This is a genomic window from Enterobacter sp. DNB-S2 (assembly GCF_019443845.1).
Lineage (GTDB): Bacteria > Pseudomonadota > Gammaproteobacteria > Enterobacterales > Enterobacteriaceae > Enterobacter > Enterobacter asburiae_B.
Genome location: NZ_CP050520.1, coordinates 2,860,704 through 2,881,036, shown reverse-complemented (window position 1 = coordinate 2,881,036; position 20,333 = coordinate 2,860,704). Strand labels below are relative to the sequence as shown.

The window sequence follows — 20,333 nt, the reverse complement described above, 5'->3', positions numbered from 1 at the left end:
AGGGAGAGGGAATCGATCGTTAACGCATTATCCGGTCGTCAACGTAGTTACGTTTATCCGGCGCCGGCGGGAAATACTGGTACAGCCAGGTTTCACTGATGGCATCGCCCTGGCAGCGCAGGAACAGGCGCATATCCACCGGCTCCGTCGAATCCGAGGTTGGGTACCAGTCAAACAGGATGCGATAGCCGTCAAACGGCTCAACGTAGAGGATCTCAACCTGCTTCGCTTCACCGCTGGAGAGCGTAATCACCGGCTCGATGCCTTTTGGCGCAGCGGCCTTGAGGTCGCCACCGACGAAGTCGATGGCAAAGCGACGGGCCCACACTTTCGGGTAATTTTCGCCCGGTGCCCAGCCTTCCGGGAAGCCGCCCATACCGGTACGGGTGGCGAAGACGTTGGCCAGCGGAGAACGCACCGGCGGCATGGCGCTCCAGTACAGACGATATTTAAAGTCCAGCTCGTCGCCCGCCTTCACCGCTTTTTCCGGCTGCCAGAAGCAGACCACGTTATCCAGCGTTTCGCCGGTGGTCGGGATCTCCATCAGGCCAACCGCGCCTTTACCCCAGTCGTTACGCGGTTCAACCCACAGGCTCGGGCGTTTGTTATACCAGCCCATCACGTCCTGATAGTGCGAGAAATCGCGGTCGAGCTGCAGCAGGCCGAACCCTTTCGGGTTTTTGTCCATATAGGCGTTAAACTGCAGCTTCTGCGGGTTGTTCAGCGGACGACAGATCCACTCCCCGTTGCCGCGCCACATTGCCAGGCGGTCGGAGTCATGAATTTGCGGGTGAATGGTGTCACACATGCGGCGTTCGTTATTGCCGCAGCTGAACATGCTGGTCATCGGCGCGATGCCGAGCTGCTTGATGTCCTTCCGCGCATAGAGATGGTTTTCCACCTCCATAATCACCTGGCTCTTCTCGCAGTGGATCACGAATTTATAGGCACCGGTGATGCTCGGGCTGTCCAGCAGCGTGTAGACGGTAAAAGTCGTGTCGCCGGGCTTGACGGTTTCAAACCAGAAGGCGGTAAAGTCCGGGAACTCTTCCGGCGTGTCGGTAAAGGTGTCTACCGCCAGACCGCGCGCGGAAAGGCCGTACTGGTAGGTGTCATCTACCGCGCGGAAATAGCTCGCGCCCAGGAAAGAGACGATATCGCGACGCGCCAGCTCAGGCGCCTTAAAGGCGCGGAAGCCCGCAAAGCCGAGATCGCTTTGCCCTTCCAGCTGTTTGGTATCCACACCCGTTTCGCCGTAGCTGAACAGCTCCGGACGGAAGTGGATCTCGCGCGCCATAGAGGTCGACTGGTCCAGCGAGAACATCCGCACGCGGCGACGGAACCCCATCCCCATATGGAAGAACTGCACGTCCAGCTGACGCCCTTCAATGTTGTTCCACAGTGACTGTTTTTCATCGTAGCGGATGGCGTTGTACGCCTGCGGCGTCATGGTTGCCAGCGTGTCCGGCAGCGGACGCGGCGCGCCACCCCACGGGGTTTTCGCCAGGTCATGCGCCATGGATTGCAGTACGGAGAAGTCGAAACGACGGCTCTGGCCGTCAGCAATGTCAGAGTCGGCAGCGTATGCCGCTTTGGAAAACAGGGAAGCAAGGCCAGATGTGCCGCTCAGGGCTGCCACTGCCAGCGAGCCTTTTAGAAAACGTCTGCGATTCATGCCTGGAAAAACGTCCTTATGGTCGTGTGAATGTGTTTCGCGCTCGGCGAAATGACGGCAAGAAAGAACGCACAGCCTAAACAAAAATGGTTAAGAATCCAATTGTTGGCCGGTGATTATATGAACAAAGTGAGAAATATTTTCTGTCGACCAGAACGGCCCGAAAGTGGTGTAAAAAACAGTAAATACACAAAATCATTCATGCTGGATCAAGGCGGCAAGTCTGAGAATCCCCAGGAGCTTACTTAAGTAAGTGACTGGGGTGAACAGACGTAGCCAACGCAGAGGCAGCTTGAAGGATGAAGTGTATTAAAAATGCCCCGGCGCGACATCGTTCGCCGGGGCTAATGAGGCGGTTATTTTACGCTGACATCGATACCCGGGAAGTACTTATCAGCGAGTTTAGCGATCGTGCCGTCGGCACGTACTTTATCAATCGCGGCATCAAGCTGCTTTTTGGTGGCCTCGTCGCCCTTACGCAACCCAAAACCGATCCCACTGCCGAGGATAGTGTCGTCAGACACCGGTTTGCCGATGAAGCCAAACCCTTTCCCCTGCGGCTTGCTGAGGAAACCTGCCTGCCCGGCCGCGGACATGACCAGCGAGGCGTCGATACGGCCATTCAGCAGATCGCCCCAGGCCATATTCTGATCTTTATAAGACACCACGGTGACACCCTGCTTTTCCCAGTGCTCTTTGGCATAGGTTTCCTGGATGGATCCCTGCAGCACGCCGATGGTTTTCCCCTTCAGCCCTTCTGGGGTTGCCTCAACCGCCGTACCTGCCTTGCCGACCAGCTGCGACGGAATACGGTAGATCGGTTGGGTAAAATCAATGCTCTTGCGGCGCTGCTCGGTGATGTTCATCGCCGAGTTGATGGCGTCAAATTTCTTCGCCACCAGCCCCGGGATCAGCGCATCAAAGGAGGTTTCAACCCAGCTGCACTTCAGCGCTGCCGCTTTGCAGATGGCATTCCCCAGCTCAACGTCAAACCCTTCCAGTTCGCCCGCCGCATTGCGGCTCTCAAACGGCGGATATTCCGCTTCCAGACCGTAACGCAGCTCGGTGGCCGCGAAGGAAGAAAAAGTACACAGCAATCCCATGCCGACAACTAACGCGCGTAATTTCATCTACAACTCCTCAGCGTGGTTTAACCCGACACAGGGCCTGGGCACCTGCCCGTAACGTCGCCTCATCTTTCGCAAAAGAGAGACGAATCAATTTATTATCCGTACCGTCCGCATAAAACGCCGACAGCGGAATGGTGGCAACGCCGTACTCAACGATCAGCCGTTTCACCAGCTCGCTGTCGCGCTCTTCGCTGAACTGGCTGTAGTCCGCCAGCATGAAGAACGATCCGGCGCTCGGCAGCAGCGTAAACGGCGAATCGGCCAGCAGGCTGTGCAGCAGATCGCGCTTGCGCTGGTAAAACGCCGACAGCGACAGCCAGGTTTGCGGGTCGACCATATGCTCAGCAAACGCGTGCTGCATTGGCGTATCGGCAGAAAACATTAAAAATTGATGCACTTTACAAATCTCGTCCATCAGTACCGCCGGTGCAACACAGTAACCCACGCGCCACCCGGTGACGTGATAGGTTTTTCCGAAAGAGGAAATAATCACGCTGCGCTCCGCCAGCTGCGGGTGCGTGGCCATCCCGTGGTGCGGCTCGCCGTCAAAAACGACGTGTTCGTACACTTCGTCAGACAAAATAATGATGTCGGTATTGCGCGTCAGCGCCGCCAGCTGCTGCAGGTCACTGGCGGAGAAGACTTGACCGCTCGGGTTGTGCGGCGTGTTGATGATGATCATGCGCGTGCGCGGGGTGATCGCAGCGCGAACCTCATCCCAGTTGACGGCAAAATCCGGCACGGTGAGCTTGATGGCAATCGGGGTAGCCCCCTGCAGACGGACAATCGGCGCGTAGCTGTCAAAGGACGGCTCAAAGTAGATCACCTCATCGCCCGGATGCACCAGCCCGCTAATCGCCGAATAGAGCCCTTCGCTGGCGCTGGCGGTCACCAGCACCTCGCTGGCAGGGTCGTACTGCGTGCCGTAGAGCGTGGCAATTTTATCGGCAATACGTTCTCTGAGCGGCTGCAGACCGGTCATCGACGCGTACTGGTTATGCCCCGCCTCCATTGCGCGGGTGACGCCCGCAATCAGCTTCGGGTCGCAGGAAAAATTCGGTGCGCCCTGAGAAAGGTTAATCGCGTTATGCTGCGCCGAGAGCTGGCCGATAACGGTAAAAATGGTGGTTCCCACATCCGGCAGTTTGGATCGCGTTTGCACAGGCGTTCGTAAAGTCATCCTCTTTCCCTTCTCATGGACATTGCATAACTATTCAAACAACATCTGTGCTGTCGGGACAATCGAATTGTTGTCATAATAGCCATGAGAAAAATGCATAGCTGAGGTGTTTTCTATGTCACGCCGTTCGCTCCCCCTTAATGCCATCGACGCATTTTTAGTCACCGCGCGTCACCTCAATCTTACCCATGCCGCGGCGGAACTGTGTCTGACGCAGGGGGCCGTGAGCCGTAAGATTGCCTCCCTTGAGGCGTGGTTTGGCTTTCCGCTTTTTGAACGCCACGCGCGCGGGCTGCGCCTCTCACCGCAGGGTAGCGCCCTGCTTCCGGAGCTGCAGTCCGCTTTCGAGCAGCTGCTGTCCGTGGCCGACCAGGCCCGCAGCCAGCACACCGTGATCCGGCTGAAGGCCCCCACCTGCGCCATGCGCTGGCTGGTGCCGCGCCTGCTGGAGGTGGAGCGCGAGCATCCGGATCTGCAGATCGCGCTGACCACCACCACCGATCACAACGTCAATTTCAAAACCGAATCTTACGACGCGGCCATCGTGTTCGGCACGCACATGAGCGCAGGCGATCTGCTGTTCGAAGAGGCGCTCACCCCGGTGATAAGCCCGGTGCGGGCGGGTGCTGCGCTGGGTTCGCTGACGTTTCTGCACCCGACAAGGGACAAGACAGACTGGTCGCTGTGGCTGACGAAACAGGAAGGTCCGGGCTTTGCCATGCATAAAAATCAACACTTCGATACGATGGATCTCGCCATTACGGCCGCCATTCAGGGGCTCGGCGTCGCCATCGCCGACGAAACGCTGGTGGCAGAAGATATTCACGCGGGAAGGCTGGTACGGCCCTATGAGACAAGCATAAAAACCGGCGCAAGCTACCGGCTGGTGCTGCGCGAAACGCCAGACGAGGAAAATGGACTGGCGGCGTTTCGCGCCTGTTTGCTTAATCGAGGCTGACGTGGTGCTTCATCACCCGTTTGAAGAGGCTCATGCGGGCGCGCATAAAGCGGTTTTCAAGCCTGAAAGCTGCATGTTTATTCACGCCAATGCGTAACAGAACGTCCCGCCCTTTACGGCACGCGGGCCAGTGCGTCGGCCCGGGCAGGATGTCGCGACGACCCGCGTCACGCGCAAAGCTCACCCAGTAATCCGCCACCTGGGCAGCAAACTGCAGATCTCGCTCATTGACGTACTGACGTGAAGGCTCCACCTGACCGAGCGTATCGAAGACGTAGGGAACTTCGTTGCCGTGCCAGGCACCGTTGATGTACGTGGCATGTTCCGCCTCTGCGACATAGTCAAACCAGTAACGCCAGCACAATCCGCCGACGCGCTGCTGGGCCTGCATCACCACGTAGCCCATCGTGGTAAACGCCATGTCGCGACACACCTGCCTGCCCAGCTCTTCATCGCCCTTCACGCCCGGGTAGAGCAGCTTAATCAGCCCCAGCCCGAAGCGGCGCTCCCTGCGAAGCTTCTGAATTTGTCCGGCGAGATCGATGCCAAACACCGCCATCACGCTGGCTTCATCGCTGTTGGAGCCAATCATCACCGGCACCGGATGCTGACGCGCGGCGAAAAAGACGTCAAGCATGGCTTCCGGCAGAACACAGTCTCCTGCGATAGGCGCCGGAGCGACGTTCAGCGGCGCGGTGAGCGGCCAGAACGCCTCGGGCGGAATGGCGCGCAGCTGCCCGGCGGTCGCATTTTCCAGCCCGAAATGGGCGGCCAGCGCTTCCCCTTTTTGCAGCGCCTGCTCGCGCGGCGTGTCCGGTAAGGTGTATCCGCTTTGCACAATCGCCTTGTGGAATAATCCTGCTGCCAGCGGAGAGGCCAGCAGCGAGAGCACGCTGCGCGCGCCAGCGGATTCGCCAAACAGGGTCACATTAGCGGGATCGCCGCCAAACCCGGCGATGTTATCCCGCACCCATTCGAGCGCGGCGATCTGATCCAGCAGGGCAAAATTATGCACTACGCGCCCTTCCTCGCCTTCCAGCGCGGGATGGGCGAAAAAGCCAAGATGGCCGAGACGGTAGTTGATCGTGACCACAACCGCGCCACGCATGGCCAGCGCTTTGCCGTTATACGGCGGCAGGCCTCCGGCACCAATCGTAAACCCGCCTCCGTGCAGCCAGACCATAACCGGAAGCGGCTCGGCCCGCTCTGCGGGAGACCAGACGTTAAGGTAGAGGCAATCTTCGGAAAACTGGCCCGGATCGCCGCCGCCGAGCTCCTGGCAGTACTCGCTGCTTTGCCAGCTTGAGGGCGAGAAGGCCGTGGCCTCGCGCAGCCCATCCCAGCGTTCAGGCGGCCGGGGCGAGCGCCAGCGCCACTCCCCCACGGGCGGCGCGGCGTAGGGAATACCGCACCAGACGTGGACGTTTTCATCGGTTAAACCAGACAGTGCGCCCTGGCGCGTTTCAACCACAGGGGCGGAAGGATTTTGCATAACGACCTTAATTTTTCCATCACACCCCAGCAGAGTAACGATTTCAGAGCAAACCGCAACGCTGTTTACTGCGCGTTTCAGCCTCCTGGTAGAGCGTAAACTCGTCATACACCGGGCATCCCAGCGCGTCTTCAAACGCATCGCGGCTGGCGTTACCGTGGCTGCGGGCCTGGGTTTCGTTCCCGAGGTTGGACTGGAAAATCCCCGCGGCGCTGACCGGGAGGAAATCTTCGTAGGTGATCGGCTGGGCAACCACCCATCCGCGCTCGATCAGCGGCTGCGGATCGTCTCCGGGACGAAACGCATGACGATGCGCATCCCCGGCTGGCGTCAGGCGGTAGCGGAAATAAGCCAGCTCCTGACGGCGCATGAGCATTTCGCTGTCCGGGAAGGCGCTAAAAATCTCCCGCAGATGCAGCTGATGGGTAAGGTTATCTTTACCGGTACCGGCCTGGGCGAGGAGGCTATCGTACAGTTCACGGCCTTTCGGGGTCAGCGCCACGCCGCGCTGTTCAATCTCACCGAAGCGCGCGGTGTGGGTGCCTTTATGTTCACCGGCAAACAGCACCGGCTCTTCCAGCGCCTTGAAGCTGGTTTGACGCAATAAGACGGGCACCTCGCGACGCGGCGGCCCTTCGATCAGAATTTTTGGCTCGATACCGTACTTCGGCATCAGCTCCTGCACCCGGTCAATGTCCAGCGTGCGCGGCGTGAGGTGGTTAATGTGGCAGCCCGGGAAGCAGACCACGTCGGCAATCAGACGGTGCTCGTTGTGCAGCGCCAGATAGGTTTCCTGATCGACCGTCGCATGGCGGTGCCAGCGGAAGGTTTCTAACGCTTCCTGCACAAATTCGTGCGCCTGTGCGTCAGTAAACTGCCCTTCCGACTCGTGGAGGTCGATCAGTTCCAGGCAGCGCGGGGTGAAGATGTTGCGGTGAGACAGGATCTCCGCGGCCCGCTCGCGCAGCGCGACGTTTTCAATCAGCTCAAGACGCAGCAGCGAGGTAAAGATACGAAACGGATTCCGGCACAGCGCCGCATCCTCTATCGGACGAAACGCCGTTGAGTGGACGGGCACCCCCGCCTGAGAGAGATCGTAATAGCTGACCGGGTACATACCCATAATGGCAAACATACGGCGCAGGGTTGAAAGTTCCTGTGCCGTGCCGACGCGGATCGCCCCGTGACGCTCCACGTTCAGGCGTGCAAGCTCATCGGCGTTAGCCAGTTGTTCATGTAATAGTGGATTATTTTCCAGAACCGCCAGGTTTACGTCCGCAACCAGTTCAAGCAAGGTGCCGTACTGCGGAACTTCCTGCTGGTACATCGCCGACATAGCCTGCGAAAAGTGTTCCCGAATGTCATCAGCCGTGATGGTGTTCGCCATGATGTCATGCCTCCAGTGAATATTACCTGGAGTGTAGAGAAACCCGTTCCTTCCGGGGGGAAGAATTTCTGAATTGTGATCTTAAGACGACAGTGGTCAAACCGTGTGCTATCAGGCCCCTGAACAGCGCCGAACGGAACCGCCCTTTCAGCCTGAACGCTTTTATCCAGGATTTTCCTTATAATTATTTAGGGTTCCGCTTTCTATCTATAAAGGAGTATTTTTGGGCTCTCTTCTGAATGCAAATTAACCATTTCGAGTACGCCATTATTTTTATCCTCACCTTTCAAATTTTTAGCTCGAAGTTAGGATTAATCTGAATGGTTGTTTACAAGTCATTCCTGTCTATCCATATTTCCTTTTTAAGCGAAGCGCAAATTTACAAATATTTAAAAATAACGCAACCGCAAATAGCAAAACGCATTTGACGGATGACGCACAGCGACTAGAGTTATTACTCGAACGACGAGTGATACGGAATATTTTCGTATCGTACTGACATAACCAATATATGACTATGAGGTTTAATATGGCAGAGCATCGTGGTGGTTCCGGTAATTTCGCTGAAGACCGTGAAAAAGCATCAGAAGCTGGACGTAAAGGTGGCCAGCATAGCGGTGGGAACTTTAAAAACGATCCGCAACGCGCTTCTGAAGCGGGTAAGAAAGGAGGACAGAACAGTCACGGCGGAGGCCGTAAATCTGATAACTCCTGATCTTATTTAATACTCTTTTAATAAAACCAGAGAGCATGCTGCGGGCTGAAAAGCTCGCAGTACCCTTTCCTTATTTTACCGGAGCGTAATTATTATGAATATGAAAAGCGTCGAGGATGTCTTTATTCATCTTCTTTCGGATACCTACAGCGCAGAAAAGCAGCTTACCCGTGCGTTAAGCAAACTTGCCCGCGCCGCCTCCAGCGAGAAGCTGAGCGCCGCCTTTACAGCACACCTGGAAGAGACACAGGGTCAGATCGAACGTATCGACCAGATCGTCGAGCAGGAAGACGGTATCAAGCTTAAGCGCATGAAGTGCGTGGCGATGGAAGGCTTAATTGAAGAAGCCAACGAAGTCATCGAAAGCACGGAAAAAAATGAAGTACGTGATGCCGCACTTATTGCCGCCGCGCAAAAAGTCGAACATTACGAAATTGCCAGCTACGGTACCCTTGCAACACTAGCTGAACAACTGGGCTATAAAAAAGCCGTTAAGCTTCTTGCCGAAACGCTGGAAGAAGAAAAAGAGACCGACCTTAAACTCACCGACCTGGCCGTAGGAAATATTAACCAAAAAGCGCAGAAATGACGCAATAATACAGGTTAAATAAAATGAGCATCAGTCCCAGGACAATTAAACGGTGCCATTTAGCGGCAGCCATAATATGGTTCATTCTCGCCATCCCTTCCGTAATATGGTGGAAGAACAGCGTGCTATGGGTCATTATCATCAGCATTTACGCCAATATTGTCGGCCATTTATCTGGCTACAGTGCCGCGCGTGCCGATCAGGCTGCTGAAAGTGAGACCAAATAAGCGAACCCCTAATGAGGATACAATGATGAATCACGTAGAACACTACCATGACTGGCTACGCGATGCCCATGCGATGGAAAAGCAAGCCGAATCTATGCTGGAATCCATGGCCAGCCGTATCGATAATTATCCTGATGTTCGCGCCCGAATTGAGCAGCATATTAATGAGACAAAACGGCAAATTACATTGCTGGAAGAAATCCTCGACCGTAATGATATTTCTCGTTCGGTTTTAAAAGATTCGATGAGCAAAATGGCGGCGCTCGGCCAGTCCATCGGCGGCATGTTCCCGTCTGATGAGATCGTGAAGGGTTCGATCAGCGGCTATGTTTTCGAACAGTTTGAAATAGCCTGTTATACCTCCCTGCTCGCGGCGGCGAAGAAAGCAGGCGACACGGCCTCGGTACCTGCCATCGAGACGATTCTGGCGGAAGAACGCGAAATGGCCGACTGGCTGATTCGCCATATTCCGCAGACCACGGAACAGTTCCTGCTGCGTTCAGACGCATCGGGCGTCGAAGCAAAAAAATAATCAGGGAGAATCGCCATGTTCCGACACGTCAAACAGCTGCAATACACGGTTCGCGTTGCCGAACCGAACCCAGGCCTCGCCAACCTTTTACTGGAACAGTTCGGTGGGCCTCAGGGCGAACTGGCTGCCGCCTGCCGGTACTTTACGCAAGGATTGAGCGATGACGATCCGGGCCGTAAAGATATGCTGATGGATATCGCGACCGAGGAGCTAAGCCACCTCGAAATCATCGGTACCCTGGTCGGCATGCTGAATAAAGGTGCCAAAGGCGCGCTGGCGGAAGGGGTGGAAAACGAGGCCGAGCTGTATCGCTCCATGACCGAAAACGGCAATGACAGCCACATCACCTCCCTGCTCTACGGTGGCGGCACCCCGCTCACTAACTCGGCGGGCGTGCCCTGGACGGCGGCCTACGTCGACACCATCGGCGAACCGACGGCGGACCTGCGCTCAAACGTGGCAGCAGAGGCCAGAGCGAAAATCATCTATGAACGGCTGATCAACGTGACCGACGATCCCGGCGTAAAGGATGCCCTGGCGTTTCTGATGACGCGCGAGGCGGCGCACCAGCTCTCCTTTGAGAAGGCGCTGCAGTCCATCCGTAATAATTTCCCACCGGGAAAATTGCCGCCAATCGAGGAATTCACCAACAAGTACTACAATATGTCTGAAGGTGGAGAGGTTCGCGGAAGCTGGAACAGCGATAAACATTTCGATTACGTTGAGTCCCCCCAGCCTGCGGTTGACGGCGGCGATGGCAGCGCAAGCGTCACGCTCACGACCGAACAGGCAACCCTGGTCAAGGCGATGTCTGCCCGCACGAAGTCCGATCCACATTCTGACCCGCTGACCGGTGCCGAGCTGGGTGCCGGTAAGACTAAACCGTAATCGGTTTTGCCGGGCAGCCATAAACTGCCCGGCAATTCTCGTGCCCCATCGTTTCAGAGGTACGGACCATGTTCGAACTCGACGCGTTCCATCTGGCCAGAATTCAGTTCGCTTTTACCGTCTCGTTTCATATCCTTTTTCCTGCGATCACCATCGGCCTCGCCAGCTATCTGGTGGTGCTGGAGGGCATGTGGCTGCGTACAAAAAACGACGTCTGGCGATCGTTGTACCATTTCTGGCTCAAGATATTTGCCGTTAACTTCGGGATGGGTGTCGTTTCCGGCCTGGTCATGGCGTACCAGTTTGGCACCAACTGGAGCGGGTTCTCACAGTTCGCGGGCAGTATTACCGGCCCTCTTCTGACCTATGAAGTCTTAACCGCCTTCTTCCTTGAAGCCGGTTTCCTTGGCGTCATGATGTTCGGCTGGAATAAGGTCGGCCCGGGCCTGCACTTCTTTTCAACCTGCATGGTGGCGCTCGGCACGCTGATGTCGACCTTCTGGATCCTCGCGTCCAACAGCTGGATGCATACGCCGCAGGGCTTCACTATCGAGAACGGACAGGTTATTCCGCAGGACTGGCTGGCGATCGTCTTTAATCCCTCCTTCCCTTACCGCCTGATTCATATGGCTATCGCCGCGTTTCTGAGCAGCGCGCTGTTTGTCGGCGCGTCGGGCGCATGGCACCTGCTGCGCGGTAACGATACCCCCGCCGTCCGCACCATGTTTTCCATGGCGATGTGGATGGCGCTGCTGGTCGCTCCCATCCAGGCGGTCGTGGGCGATATGCACGGCCTGAACACGCTAGAGCATCAGCCGGCCAAAATTGCCGCCATTGAGGGACACTGGGAAAATCCGCCGGGCGAGGCCACCCCGCTGCTGCTGTTTGGCCTGCCGGATATGGAGGAGGAGCGCACCAAATACGGTCTGGAGATCCCCGCGCTTGGCAGCCTTATCCTGACCCACAGTCTGGATAAGCAGGTCCCGGCGCTGAAGGATTTTCCGAAAGAAGATCGCCCTAATTCGACCATCGTCTTCTGGTCGTTCCGCGTCATGGTGGGGATGGGGCTGCTGATGATTACCCTCGGGCTGATTAGCGTCTGGCTGCGCTATCGTCATCGACTTTTCCACTCTCGCCCGTTCCACTGGTTTGCCCTCTGCATGGGGCCTGCCGGGCTGCTGGCGCTGCTCGCCGGCTGGGTCACCACCGAGGTGGGCCGTCAGCCGTGGGTGGTCTACGGCTATCTGCGCACCATCGACGCGGTATCGCTGCACAGCACCCTGCAGATGAGCATCAGCCTGCTGGCGTTCTTCGTCGTCTACTCGTCGGTGTTTGGGGTGGGCTATGTTTACCTCATCCGGCTGATTAAGAAAGGACCGCAGCCTGTCGATACGCTGACGTCAAACACCTCGGGCACACCCGCCCGTCCGCTGTCTGCCGCTGAGTCTGTTCCTGAACAGGAGAGAAACTGATGGGCGTCGATATCTCAGTTATCTGGTTTGCCATCATCGTCTTTGCCACGCTGATGTACATCATCATGGATGGCTTTGATTTGGGCATCGGCCTGCTGTTTAACTTCGTGGGCGATGCGAAGGAGCGCGATGTGATGGTCAACAGCGTGGCGCCGGTCTGGGACGGCAACGAGACCTGGCTGGTGCTCGGCGGCGCGGGCCTGTTCGGCGCGTTTCCGCTGGCCTATGCGGTCATTATTGATGCGCTCACCATTCCTCTCACCGCGATGCTTATCGGCCTCATCTTCCGCGGCGTCGCCTTTGAGTTCCGCTTCAAAGCCACGCCGTCGCACCGCAAATTCTGGGACTACTCCTTTGCCGGCGGCTCTCTGCTCGCCACCTTCAGCCAGGGCGTGGTGGTGGGCGCCGTGATTAACGGCTTCGACGTTGAGGGGCGGCGTTTCGTCGGCTCCGCGCTTGACTGGCTCACCCCCTTTAACCTCTTCTGCGGCATCGGGCTGGTTGTGGCCTACACGCTGCTGGGCACCACCTGGCTCATCATGAAAAGCGAAGGCGCGCTGCAGGCCCGCATGCGCGAGCTGACCCGCCACGTGCTGCTGGCGCTGGTCGTGGTGATTGCGGTAGTGAGCATCTGGACGCCGCTCGGCTGGCAGTACGTAGCCGACCGCTGGTTTACCCTGCCCAACTTCTTCTGGTTCCTGCCGGTGCCTCTGCTGGTTGCGCTTTTCAGCGTGCTGATCTGGCGCCTGACCCGCAACCCGGCCAGCCACGCTCGCCCCTTCCTGCTGACGCTGGGGCTTATTTTCCTCGGGTTTAGCGGGCTCGGCATCAGCCTCTGGCCGAACATTATTCCGCCGCGCATCACCCTGTGGGAAGCCGCGGCCCCGCCTGCCAGCCAGCTGTTTATGCTGGTAGGCACGTTGCTGATTATTCCGGTGATCCTGGTGTACACCGCCTGGAGCTACTACGTCTTCCGGGGCAAAGTGTCGGATACTGAAGGCTATCACTGAGGAACGCTATGACCGACTGGCATACACGAGCCATTATTTATCAGATTGATACCGCGCTATTTTATGATTTGAACGGCGATGGCTGCGGGGACATCGCCGGGATCGCGGCCAAGCTGCGCTATATACGCCGCATGGGGGCGACGGTCATCTGGATCACCCCGTTTTACCTCACGCCCTTTCTCGATGAAGGCTACGACGTCAGCGACCACCTCCAGGTGGATCCCCGCTTCGGAAAGCTGGCCGATATCATCGCCTTTATCGAGCAGGCCCGCGAGCTGGGCATGCAGGTCATTATCGAGCTGCTGATCCAGCACACGTCGGACGCGCATCCCTGGTTCCAGCAGGCCCGCCGCAACCCGGCGTCACCCTATCGTGATTACTACCTCTGGTCGGATAACGACGAGGACGATACGCCCCCCATGTTTCCCGGCGTGGAAAAGAGCATCTGGAGCTGGGACGACGAGGCGGGACAATACTACCGGCACATGTTTTATCGCCACGAGCCGGATCTGAACCTCACCTCGCCCGCGGTGCTTAAAGAGATTGAGAACATCATCCTCTTCTGGCTCAAGCTTGGCGTATCGGGATTTCGCCTCGATGCCGCGTCCCACCTCACCACCCAGGCAGGAAATGGTGATGAAAAAAAGGGCCTGTGGATCCTCGAACATATGCGGCGTCTTATCGAAGAGCGCAATCCGAACGCGATCCTGCTGGGCGAAGTTGACGTAGACGTTGAGGCCTATAAAGACTACTTCGGCAATAACGACCGTCTGAATCTGGTGCTCAATTTCTGGCTCAACAAGTATTTCTACGTCAGCCTGGCCCGCAAAAGCGCCCGCCCGCTGCGCAATGCGGTGAAAAAGATGATCGTCCCGCCTGACTCCTGCTGTTTTGCCAACTGGCTGCGCAATCACGACGAGCTGGATCTGGAAGGCATCAGTCAGAAAGACAAACAGTTTGTCCTCGATACCTTCGCCCCTGATGAGGAGATGAACGTCTATCAGCGCGGGATCCGCCGCCGCCTGGCCCCGATGCTCAACGGCGATCGGAAGCGGCTGGCGTTCTGCCACGCGGTGCTGTTTTCCCTGCCGGGTGTCCCGGTGATGCGCTACGGCGACGAGATCGGCATGGGTGACGACCTGGATCTGGAGGAGCGCTACGCCGTCCGCACGCCGATGCAGTGGGCAGGTTCGCAAGGAGGCGGTTTCTCTGCAGCCGACCCGGAAAAATTTATCGCGCCGATTATCGACCATGGCCCTTACCGCTATCAGAAAGTCAACGTCGCCGATTCGCTGCTTCACCACAACTCGCTTTTGCATCGGATCATCGATATTGCCACTACCCGCTCGGAGTTCCCCGAAATTGCCGTTGCGCCCTTTCGCCTGATCGCAATCGATGATGACGCGGTGCTGGGGCTTTATTACGAGACCGACGAGCGCAGCATCCTTACCTTCGTTAACTTCAGCGACCAGCCGGTACAGTTCACCGCCAAAGGGATCCGCAACGCCACCTGGACCGCCTGTCTCGAGGACAAGCGCTACGATGACGCGCTGATTTGCGGTAAAACCGTTCAGCTCAGCCTTGGCGGCTACGGCTATCGCTGGTTCTGGACGCACCGTAGCGCGCTGCGCTGACTACGGTTTCCGGCGGGTTATCAGACGCGTCAGCACTATTCCCGCCACCGCGAGGGCGCCAAGGGCCACTTTCCCCGGCATGCCGGAGGTGACGGACGGCGCGCGGGTTTTCGCCTCGTCAGTAAAACGCCCATGGATTTTATGCAGATCGTTAACCGGCTGGTCGAGGTAGTCCCGGCGATCCGGCGCGTTGAGATCGTCGGTCATCTGGCCTTCCCACGCCTTTTTAACCATCAGCCGGTCAAGAAAACCGGGGAAGAAAAATTGCCCGACGATTGACTGGATGGTGCTGCTGCCAACCCACAGCTCGCGCACCGGCTTTTGCGCCACCCTGAAGATGGCGCTGGCGGCCACCTCAGGCTCAAAGACCGGCGGCACCGGGCGCATCGCCCAGGCGAACTTGTTCCTCGCCCATTCGAACTGCGGGGTATTGAGCCCCGGCATCTGGACCATCGAAAGCTGAACCCGGCTGTTCTCATGCATCAGCTCGGTACGCACCGCATCGGTGAACCCACGGATCGCCGCTTTTGCCCCGCAGTAGGCTGACTGCAGCGGAATGGAACGGTAGGCCAGCGCGGAGCCCACCTGGATAATCACCCCCCTGTCGCGCGGAACCATAAGTTCGAGCGCGGCGCGAGTGCCGTTCACGTAGCCGAGGTAGGTCACCTCAGTCACGCGGCGGAACTCTTCCGGCGTGAGGGTTCGAAACGGTGCCAGCACGGCCCCCATCGCGTTGTTCACCCAGACATCAATCGCGCCGAGGCGATACTCAATTTCGTTAGCGGCATCCACCACCGCCTGGCTGTCGGCGACGTCCGCCTGCACGGCGTGGGCATTAACGCCAAAGCGCCGTAGCTCCTCCTGGGTCGAGTGCAGGCTGGCTTCATCGCGGGCGATGAGCCCCACGTCGTAACCCGCCTTTGCAAAGTGCAGCGCCGTGGCTTTTCCCACGCCCGCCGTCCCGCCGGTAATCACTATGACAGCCATAGAACCTCCACGTGAGTTTATCCGTTATTCCCGTCCGACAAGGTTGTCACCAGTTCAGCCAGCGAGTAATGCACCGCTTTTTCGACCACATCCTGACAGTCACCGGAGAAAAGCACGGTGCGGGTCTTCGTCTCGCCGCGTATGTTCCACGCGAAGCAGACCGTCCCCGCCGCCGTGCCGTCGTCGCCCCCTTCCGGACCCGCGTAGCCGCTGATGGCGATGCTGATATCCGCCTGGGCGATGTCGCGGATACTGGCGGCCATTTCGGTTACCGTCTGCTCGCTCACGGCCGTAAACCGCTCAAGCGTCTCGGGACGCACGCCGAGGATCCGCGCTTTAGCTTCATCGCTGAACACGACAAGCCCAACATCATAAAATTCGGCGGTGTTTTCCTCTGCGCAAAGCGCCACCGAGAGCTTTCCGCCCGTGCAGGATTCCGCGGTGGTTAAGCGAAGCCCGAGATCGGTTAATTTGCTCGCCAGCTTTTTCGTCAGTTCACCCACGGTATTATTGCTGTCGTGAAAAAGATTGCTCATCTTGCCGCCTCTTATTTCTCGAAAGGAATGATTGAAATATGCCCATTGCGCTCAAGTATGGCATATTTAATGTCGCTTATTTCCGTAATGCCATTATTTTGGCGCGCTGACACCAGAATATCATCACAGGACACGTCAACTTTTTTCAGTTTATCGGCTAACGGCACGCCGTTCTCAACCAGAATAACAGGAGTGCCATCCAGAATATTCTCCACCGGCGAGAAATATTTCTTCATCAACCCGAATATAATATCGACCACCACCAGCGTGGTAATGGTAATCATCGCGCCGGTAACGGAAAAATCCTGTCCGAGAAGCGCCTGCTGCGTGGCTTCACTAATTATCAGAAGCAGAATGAGATCGAAGCTGGTCATCTGCAGCAGCGCGCGACGCCCGGCCACTTTAAATACCACCACGAGGAACAGATAAATAGCCAGCGCGCGAAAGACCATATCCATATCAGCCTCCTAGGGGTAAATAAATTGCCAGATGTTAATTTCCGGCTCGCTGTTGACGCGGATGACGGTGTTCCATTTACCGGCTCTGGAAGGTGTCGTGAAGAGTAACACGGAGAAGCTGTCTGTTTTTTTCAGGTTGTTATAGACAAAATAGAGAGTCTTCCCGCGGCTGAACATAGCGTCCGGCTGCGGCCAGACGCTGCCTGGCTCATACGCATCGCTGCTCTCGCTGGTCATGCTGAGGACATACTTCCCCTCGTCCTGCACCGGAAACGCGAGCGCCATCCGCGTCTCTGTCTCCCGTCGTCCAAAGCGTTCATAGTCTATGGTGAGTGATTTAGCGGAATTCGTTTTGACCGTGTCGCTAACCATTCCGCTTGAAAACAGACCGGCAATCGCCGCGACGATAATACCCAGCAGAACAATAAAACCCACCTGACGAAACGCGTATTCAAACGTCAGCAAACGATAACTCTCATCTATCCCGGGTAACTTTTCATTTTCACGCTTCATGGTCATCGTCACCGTTTCGCTTATTATCCGATAATTTTGATTTCTAACGCGAATGTTTTTAGGACTTATCACATTTGCCACATAAAGGAATAGCAACAATACTTAATAAGTCAAGACACGCAAAATGAAGGATATCGGATGAAATTATCACTTATTTCCGCTTTATTGATATTTCTGGTTCCGGCCGCATGGGCAGATAATAACGGGGGTTTACAAAAAGGCGAAGCGCCACCGCCTCCCCACGCGCTTGATAGCGGATATCGCGGAACCGACGACGCGCGTATTATGACCATCAGGCAGGCAAAAGAATTGCACGATGGTGCGACAATTTCATTACGCGGTAATCTTATTGACGGTAGCGGCGATAAGTTTGTATTTCAGGATAAAACCGGAAAAATCGACGTTATTATTCCCCAGGCAGTCTTCGACGGCAGAACGGTAAAACCCGACCAGATGATTAGTATCAACGGTTCGCTTGATAAAAAATCATCTCCTGCCGTCGTACGTGTTGATCGTTTGCAGAAATAATTCAGCGAAGCGTTAACGCTGCAGTTATCCATCAAATCTCACCCCTTGGCTTAAGGAGTCAGCTATGAGTGATACTAAACAACGTACGAACGCTTACCCGCAGCCCCCGTTCCCGGAACAGCCGCAGACGCCGCCGGGACTGGCATCCGAAATGCAGCCCGTACCCGACCACGGGGAACAAAGCTATAAAGGACATGGCCGCCTTGCCGGCAAAAAAGCGCTAATTACCGGCGGAGACTCCGGCATTGGTCGCGCGGTCGCTATCGCCTATGCGCGTGAAGGCGCTGACGTTGCCATTAACTACCTGCCTGAAGAGGAAAAAGACGCCGCTGAGGTCATCGAGCTGATCGAAGCGGAAGGCCGCAAGGCCATCGCGTTGCCGGGTGACGTCCGGGACGAAACCTTCTGTCAGAATCTGGTCGAAGAAGCCGTGTCGAAACTGGGCGGGCTGGACATTCTGGTCAACAACGCCGGCCGTCAGCAGTTCCGTGAATCGCTTGAGGAACTGACCACGGAAGATTTTGACGCAACGTTTAAAACCAACGTTTACGCTCCGTTCTGGATCACCAAGGCGGCGCTGCGCCACCTGAAAGCGTCGTCCGTTATCATTAATACCTCCTCCGTTCAGGCGGTGAAGCCCAGCCCCGTGTTGCTGGACTATGCCCAGACGAAAGCCTGTCTGGCGGTATTCACCAAGTCCTTAGCCAAACAGCTGGGTCCGAAAGGCATTCGCGTCAACGCGGTCGCTCCAGGCCCTTACTGGACGGTGCTGCAGTCCAGCGGCGGGCAGCCGATGGAAAAAGTGAAGGAGTTCGGTGGCGACACCCCGCTGGGACGTCCGGGCCAGCCCGTTGAGATTGCCCCGCTGTACGTCACGCTGGCCTCGGATGAATGTTCATTTACGTCCGGCCAGGTGTGGTGCTCCGATGGCGGCGACGGCGTGATCTAAACCGGTAGACGATACCCCTCCGCAGTGAGCAATAAACGAACAAGGATGTTCGCTTTTATTCCCCCGCCAAAAAACATGTTGTAACTCAAACAGATCAAATGTTAAAAATATTTTGCTATCAGGTTATCAAAATTAAACAACTTAACTTGTCACCCGCATCGCTCTGTTTTTAACATCGCCTATGGAAAAAAATGGTCTGTTCAGTCAGCGCATACGCTTGCGCCATTTGCATACATTTGTGGCCGTCGCTCAACAGGGAACGCTGGGGCGTGCGGCTGAAACTCTCAACCTGAGCCAGCCTGCGCTCTCAAAAACCCTCAACGAGCTGGAACAGCTGACCGGTGCCCGTCTTTTTGACCGCGGCCGGCTGGGGGCGCAGCTTACCATCGTGGGCGAACAGTTCCTCACGCACGCCGTTAAAGTGCTGGATGCGCTCAATACCGCAGGCCAGTCCCTGCACCGAAAAGAAGAGCAATCCAGTGAGGTGGTGCGCGTGGGCGCTCTGCCTACCGCGGCGCTGGGCATTCTTCCGCCCGTTATCGGCCAGTTCCACAAGCAGCAGCGGCATACCACGATTCAGGTCGCCACCATGAATAACACCATGCTGCTCGCGGGGCTGAAATCCGGCGAACTGGATCTCGGAATCGGCCGCATGTCCGACCCTGAGCTGATGGGCGGCCTCAACTATGAACTGCTGTTCCTGGAGTCTCTGAAGCTGGTGGTTCGTCCCGATCACCCCCTGCTGCAGGACACGGTCACGTTAAGCCGCGTGATGGAGTGGCCGGTAGTGGTCTGCCCAAAAGGGACCGTTCCCCGCCAGACCGCCGAAACCTTGCTGCAAATGCAGGGGTGTACGCTGCCCTCAGGATGTATCGAAACGCTGTCGGCCTCGCTTTCACGCCAGCTTACGCTGGATTATGACTACGTCTGGTTCGTCCCCTCCGGCGCGGTGAAAGACGATTTGCGCCAGGGAACGCTGATCGCCCTGCCGATTACCTCCCCCGGCCCCGGTGAACCTATCGGCATTTTGACCCGCGTAGACACGCCGCTTTCAACGGGCGCGCAGACGCTGCTGAGCGCTATCCGTAAATCAATGCCGGTCTGACAACTTTCGCCCTCCTCATTCTAACCCTCTCCCCAACGGGGCGAGGGTTCACCAGCCATTTTTCCACCCGAAGCGATAAATATTGCCTCAGGAAAATGAAGAACTTACAGCGACGCTCTGGTCCGGCTGTAAATCGCCGAAGCGTTTCCGCAAGGCCGGGGCGAGGCGCAGGGATGCGCCGAGAGGGCGTGGGATGCAGGCTCATGCCCGACCCGATAGCCTGAAGGAATAAGCTGAGGACAAAATTGCCGGGAGCAATTTTGGACAGCGCCTGCGCTGGCCCTGAAAGGGTGAGCCCCAGGGATGGGGCGAGCAATCCGCGAAGCGGCGATTTACCGCCGGGAGCCCGGGTTGCCAGGGCGGTGGCG

21 protein-coding genes are annotated in these 20,333 nt (G+C 57.0%); 12 read left to right on the top strand and 9 right to left on the bottom strand.

The features are described from left to right. Window positions 1-19 precede the first annotated feature (19 nt). The 3 genes from HB664_RS13720 to HB664_RS13710 form a co-directional block, all read right to left on the bottom strand. Window positions 20-1,675, bottom strand: a complete 1,656-nt coding sequence (locus HB664_RS13720; RefSeq protein ID WP_033145508.1) for a glucan biosynthesis protein D — start codon at window positions 1,673-1,675, stop codon at window positions 20-22. Window positions 1,676-2,031: 356 nt separating this feature from the next. After that, window positions 2,032-2,805, bottom strand: a complete 774-nt coding sequence (locus HB664_RS13715) for a transporter substrate-binding domain-containing protein (protein ID WP_025756391.1) — start codon at window positions 2,803-2,805, stop codon at window positions 2,032-2,034. A 10-nt stretch (window positions 2,806-2,815) separates the two neighbouring features. Continuing rightward, complete coding sequence (locus HB664_RS13710) at window positions 2,816-3,985, bottom strand: pyridoxal phosphate-dependent aminotransferase (protein ID WP_219939624.1); 1,170 nt, start codon at window positions 3,983-3,985, stop codon at window positions 2,816-2,818. 115 nt (window positions 3,986-4,100) lie between these two features. On the opposite strand from HB664_RS13710, the gene HB664_RS13705 reads away from it, so the two are divergent. Further along, window positions 4,101-4,943: a LysR family transcriptional regulator gene (locus HB664_RS13705; RefSeq protein WP_045399210.1), complete on the top strand. Its 843-nt coding sequence runs from the start codon at window positions 4,101-4,103 to the stop codon at window positions 4,941-4,943. On the opposite strand, the gene HB664_RS13700 is transcribed toward HB664_RS13705, so the two are convergent. Together HB664_RS13700 and HB664_RS13695 are read right to left on the bottom strand one after the other, a co-directional pair. Further along, window positions 4,930-6,435 carry a carboxylesterase/lipase family protein gene (locus HB664_RS13700; protein ID WP_143347023.1) on the bottom strand — a complete coding sequence of 502 codons (1,506 nt, stop codon included), beginning with the start codon at window positions 6,433-6,435 and terminating at the stop codon, window positions 4,930-4,932. The two genes, HB664_RS13705 and HB664_RS13700, sit on opposite strands and share 14 nt — an antisense overlap. 43 nt (window positions 6,436-6,478) lie before the next feature. After that, the gene (locus tag HB664_RS13695) at window positions 6,479-7,822 is read right to left on the bottom strand and encodes a VOC family protein (RefSeq protein ID WP_219939623.1); all 1,344 of its coding nucleotides are present in this window, start codon (window positions 7,820-7,822) and stop codon (window positions 6,479-6,481) included. A 529-nt stretch (window positions 7,823-8,351) separates the two neighbouring features. Between HB664_RS13695 and HB664_RS13690 the strand changes: the two genes are divergently transcribed. The 8 genes from HB664_RS13690 to HB664_RS13655 all read left to right on the top strand — a co-directional run bounded on the left by HB664_RS13690 (window position 8,352) and on the right by HB664_RS13655 (window position 14,889). Continuing rightward, window positions 8,352-8,537 (top strand): general stress protein, encoded by a 186-nt coding sequence (locus tag HB664_RS13690; RefSeq protein WP_004150795.1) that lies wholly within the window; start codon window positions 8,352-8,354, stop codon window positions 8,535-8,537. Window positions 8,538-8,631: 94 nt separating this feature from the next. Beyond that, complete coding sequence (locus tag HB664_RS13685) at window positions 8,632-9,126, top strand: ferritin-like domain-containing protein (RefSeq protein ID WP_008502272.1); 495 nt, start codon at window positions 8,632-8,634, stop codon at window positions 9,124-9,126. 23 nt (window positions 9,127-9,149) lie between these two features. Continuing rightward, on the top strand, window positions 9,150-9,353 hold the full coding sequence (locus HB664_RS13680; RefSeq protein ID WP_008502273.1) for a hypothetical protein: 204 nt from the start codon (window positions 9,150-9,152) through the stop codon (window positions 9,351-9,353). Window positions 9,354-9,378: 25 nt separating this feature from the next. After that, window positions 9,379-9,885 carry a ferritin-like domain-containing protein gene (locus HB664_RS13675; protein ID WP_014831871.1) on the top strand — a complete coding sequence of 169 codons (507 nt, stop codon included), beginning with the start codon at window positions 9,379-9,381 and terminating at the stop codon, window positions 9,883-9,885. Window positions 9,886-9,900: 15 nt separating this feature from the next. Next, window positions 9,901-10,773 (top strand): manganese catalase family protein, encoded by an 873-nt coding sequence (locus tag HB664_RS13670; RefSeq protein WP_008502274.1) that lies wholly within the window; start codon window positions 9,901-9,903, stop codon window positions 10,771-10,773. Between the two features lie 68 nt (window positions 10,774-10,841). Then, the gene (locus HB664_RS13665; protein ID WP_033145500.1) at window positions 10,842-12,245 is read left to right on the top strand and encodes a cytochrome ubiquinol oxidase subunit I; all 1,404 of its coding nucleotides are present in this window, start codon (window positions 10,842-10,844) and stop codon (window positions 12,243-12,245) included. Next, a complete protein-coding gene (gene cydB, locus HB664_RS13660; RefSeq protein ID WP_033145499.1) occupies window positions 12,245-13,255 on the top strand; it encodes a cytochrome d ubiquinol oxidase subunit II in 1,011 nt (336 codons plus the stop codon). The genes HB664_RS13665 and cydB overlap by 1 nt, the downstream gene beginning before the upstream one ends. Before the next feature lie 8 nt (window positions 13,256-13,263). After that, window positions 13,264-14,889 carry an alpha-amylase family protein gene (locus tag HB664_RS13655; RefSeq protein WP_219939622.1) on the top strand — a complete coding sequence of 542 codons (1,626 nt, stop codon included), beginning with the start codon at window positions 13,264-13,266 and terminating at the stop codon, window positions 14,887-14,889. Here HB664_RS13655 and HB664_RS13650 read toward each other — a convergent pair whose 3' ends face one another. Genes HB664_RS13650 through HB664_RS13635 form a run of 4 tightly spaced genes read right to left on the bottom strand, consistent with a single transcriptional unit; the run spans window position 14,890 to window position 17,383 of the window. Next, a complete protein-coding gene (locus HB664_RS13650; RefSeq protein ID WP_219939621.1) occupies window positions 14,890-15,876 on the bottom strand; it encodes an SDR family oxidoreductase in 987 nt (328 codons plus the stop codon). It abuts the gene before it with no gap. Between the two features lie 17 nt (window positions 15,877-15,893). Next, window positions 15,894-16,412 (bottom strand): 2-oxo-tetronate isomerase, encoded by a 519-nt coding sequence (locus HB664_RS13645; protein ID WP_032657136.1) that lies wholly within the window; start codon window positions 16,410-16,412, stop codon window positions 15,894-15,896. Between the two features lie 11 nt (window positions 16,413-16,423). Continuing rightward, window positions 16,424-16,870, bottom strand: a complete 447-nt coding sequence (locus HB664_RS13640) for a DUF421 domain-containing protein (RefSeq protein WP_023311671.1) — start codon at window positions 16,868-16,870, stop codon at window positions 16,424-16,426. Between the two features lie 9 nt (window positions 16,871-16,879). Beyond that, window positions 16,880-17,383: a hypothetical protein gene (locus HB664_RS13635; protein WP_047061163.1), complete on the bottom strand. Its 504-nt coding sequence runs from the start codon at window positions 17,381-17,383 to the stop codon at window positions 16,880-16,882. Between the two features lie 138 nt (window positions 17,384-17,521). On the opposite strand from HB664_RS13635, the gene HB664_RS13630 reads away from it, so the two are divergent. From HB664_RS13630 to HB664_RS13620, 3 genes are all read left to right on the top strand, one after another. Then, complete coding sequence (locus tag HB664_RS13630; protein WP_039262530.1) at window positions 17,522-17,911, top strand: YdeI family stress tolerance OB fold protein; 390 nt, start codon at window positions 17,522-17,524, stop codon at window positions 17,909-17,911. A gap of 64 nt (window positions 17,912-17,975) precedes the next feature. Continuing rightward, window positions 17,976-18,860, top strand: a complete 885-nt coding sequence (locus HB664_RS13625) for an SDR family oxidoreductase (RefSeq protein ID WP_033145496.1) — start codon at window positions 17,976-17,978, stop codon at window positions 18,858-18,860. A gap of 181 nt (window positions 18,861-19,041) precedes the next feature. After that, window positions 19,042-19,965, top strand: coding sequence for a LysR substrate-binding domain-containing protein (locus HB664_RS13620; RefSeq protein WP_033145495.1), 924 nt, complete (start codon window positions 19,042-19,044; stop codon window positions 19,963-19,965). Window positions 19,966-20,333 lie beyond the last annotated feature (368 nt).

Excerpts from the sequence above, each read along its gene's own strand:
- HB664_RS13720 (WP_033145508.1), bottom strand. The coding sequence starts at position 1,675 with ATGAATCGCAGACGTTTTCTAAAAGGCTCGCTGGCAGTGGCAGCCCTG.
- HB664_RS13715 (WP_025756391.1), bottom strand. The coding sequence starts at position 2,805 with ATGAAATTACGCGCGTTAGTTGTCGGCATGGGATTGCTGTGTACTTTT.
- HB664_RS13710 (WP_219939624.1), bottom strand. The coding sequence starts at position 3,985 with ATGACTTTACGAACGCCTGTGCAAACGCGATCCAAACTGCCGGATGTG.
- HB664_RS13705 (WP_045399210.1), top strand. The coding sequence starts at position 4,101 with ATGTCACGCCGTTCGCTCCCCCTTAATGCCATCGACGCATTTTTAGTC.
- HB664_RS13700 (WP_143347023.1), bottom strand. The coding sequence starts at position 6,435 with ATGCAAAATCCTTCCGCCCCTGTGGTTGAAACGCGCCAGGGCGCACTG.
- HB664_RS13695 (WP_219939623.1), bottom strand. The coding sequence starts at position 7,822 with ATGGCGAACACCATCACGGCTGATGACATTCGGGAACACTTTTCGCAG.
- HB664_RS13690 (WP_004150795.1), top strand. The coding sequence starts at position 8,352 with ATGGCAGAGCATCGTGGTGGTTCCGGTAATTTCGCTGAAGACCGTGAA.
- HB664_RS13685 (WP_008502272.1), top strand. The coding sequence starts at position 8,632 with ATGAATATGAAAAGCGTCGAGGATGTCTTTATTCATCTTCTTTCGGAT.
- HB664_RS13680 (WP_008502273.1), top strand. The coding sequence starts at position 9,150 with ATGAGCATCAGTCCCAGGACAATTAAACGGTGCCATTTAGCGGCAGCC.
- HB664_RS13675 (WP_014831871.1), top strand. The coding sequence starts at position 9,379 with ATGAATCACGTAGAACACTACCATGACTGGCTACGCGATGCCCATGCG.
- HB664_RS13670 (WP_008502274.1), top strand. The coding sequence starts at position 9,901 with ATGTTCCGACACGTCAAACAGCTGCAATACACGGTTCGCGTTGCCGAA.
- HB664_RS13665 (WP_033145500.1), top strand. The coding sequence starts at position 10,842 with ATGTTCGAACTCGACGCGTTCCATCTGGCCAGAATTCAGTTCGCTTTT.
- cydB (WP_033145499.1), top strand. The coding sequence starts at position 12,245 with ATGGGCGTCGATATCTCAGTTATCTGGTTTGCCATCATCGTCTTTGCC.
- HB664_RS13655 (WP_219939622.1), top strand. The coding sequence starts at position 13,264 with ATGACCGACTGGCATACACGAGCCATTATTTATCAGATTGATACCGCG.
- HB664_RS13650 (WP_219939621.1), bottom strand. The coding sequence starts at position 15,876 with ATGGCTGTCATAGTGATTACCGGCGGGACGGCGGGCGTGGGAAAAGCC.
- HB664_RS13645 (WP_032657136.1), bottom strand. The coding sequence starts at position 16,412 with ATGAGCAATCTTTTTCACGACAGCAATAATACCGTGGGTGAACTGACG.
- HB664_RS13640 (WP_023311671.1), bottom strand. The coding sequence starts at position 16,870 with ATGGATATGGTCTTTCGCGCGCTGGCTATTTATCTGTTCCTCGTGGTG.
- HB664_RS13635 (WP_047061163.1), bottom strand. The coding sequence starts at position 17,383 with ATGAAGCGTGAAAATGAAAAGTTACCCGGGATAGATGAGAGTTATCGT.
- HB664_RS13630 (WP_039262530.1), top strand. The coding sequence starts at position 17,522 with ATGAAATTATCACTTATTTCCGCTTTATTGATATTTCTGGTTCCGGCC.
- HB664_RS13625 (WP_033145496.1), top strand. The coding sequence starts at position 17,976 with ATGAGTGATACTAAACAACGTACGAACGCTTACCCGCAGCCCCCGTTC.
- HB664_RS13620 (WP_033145495.1), top strand. The coding sequence starts at position 19,042 with ATGGAAAAAAATGGTCTGTTCAGTCAGCGCATACGCTTGCGCCATTTG.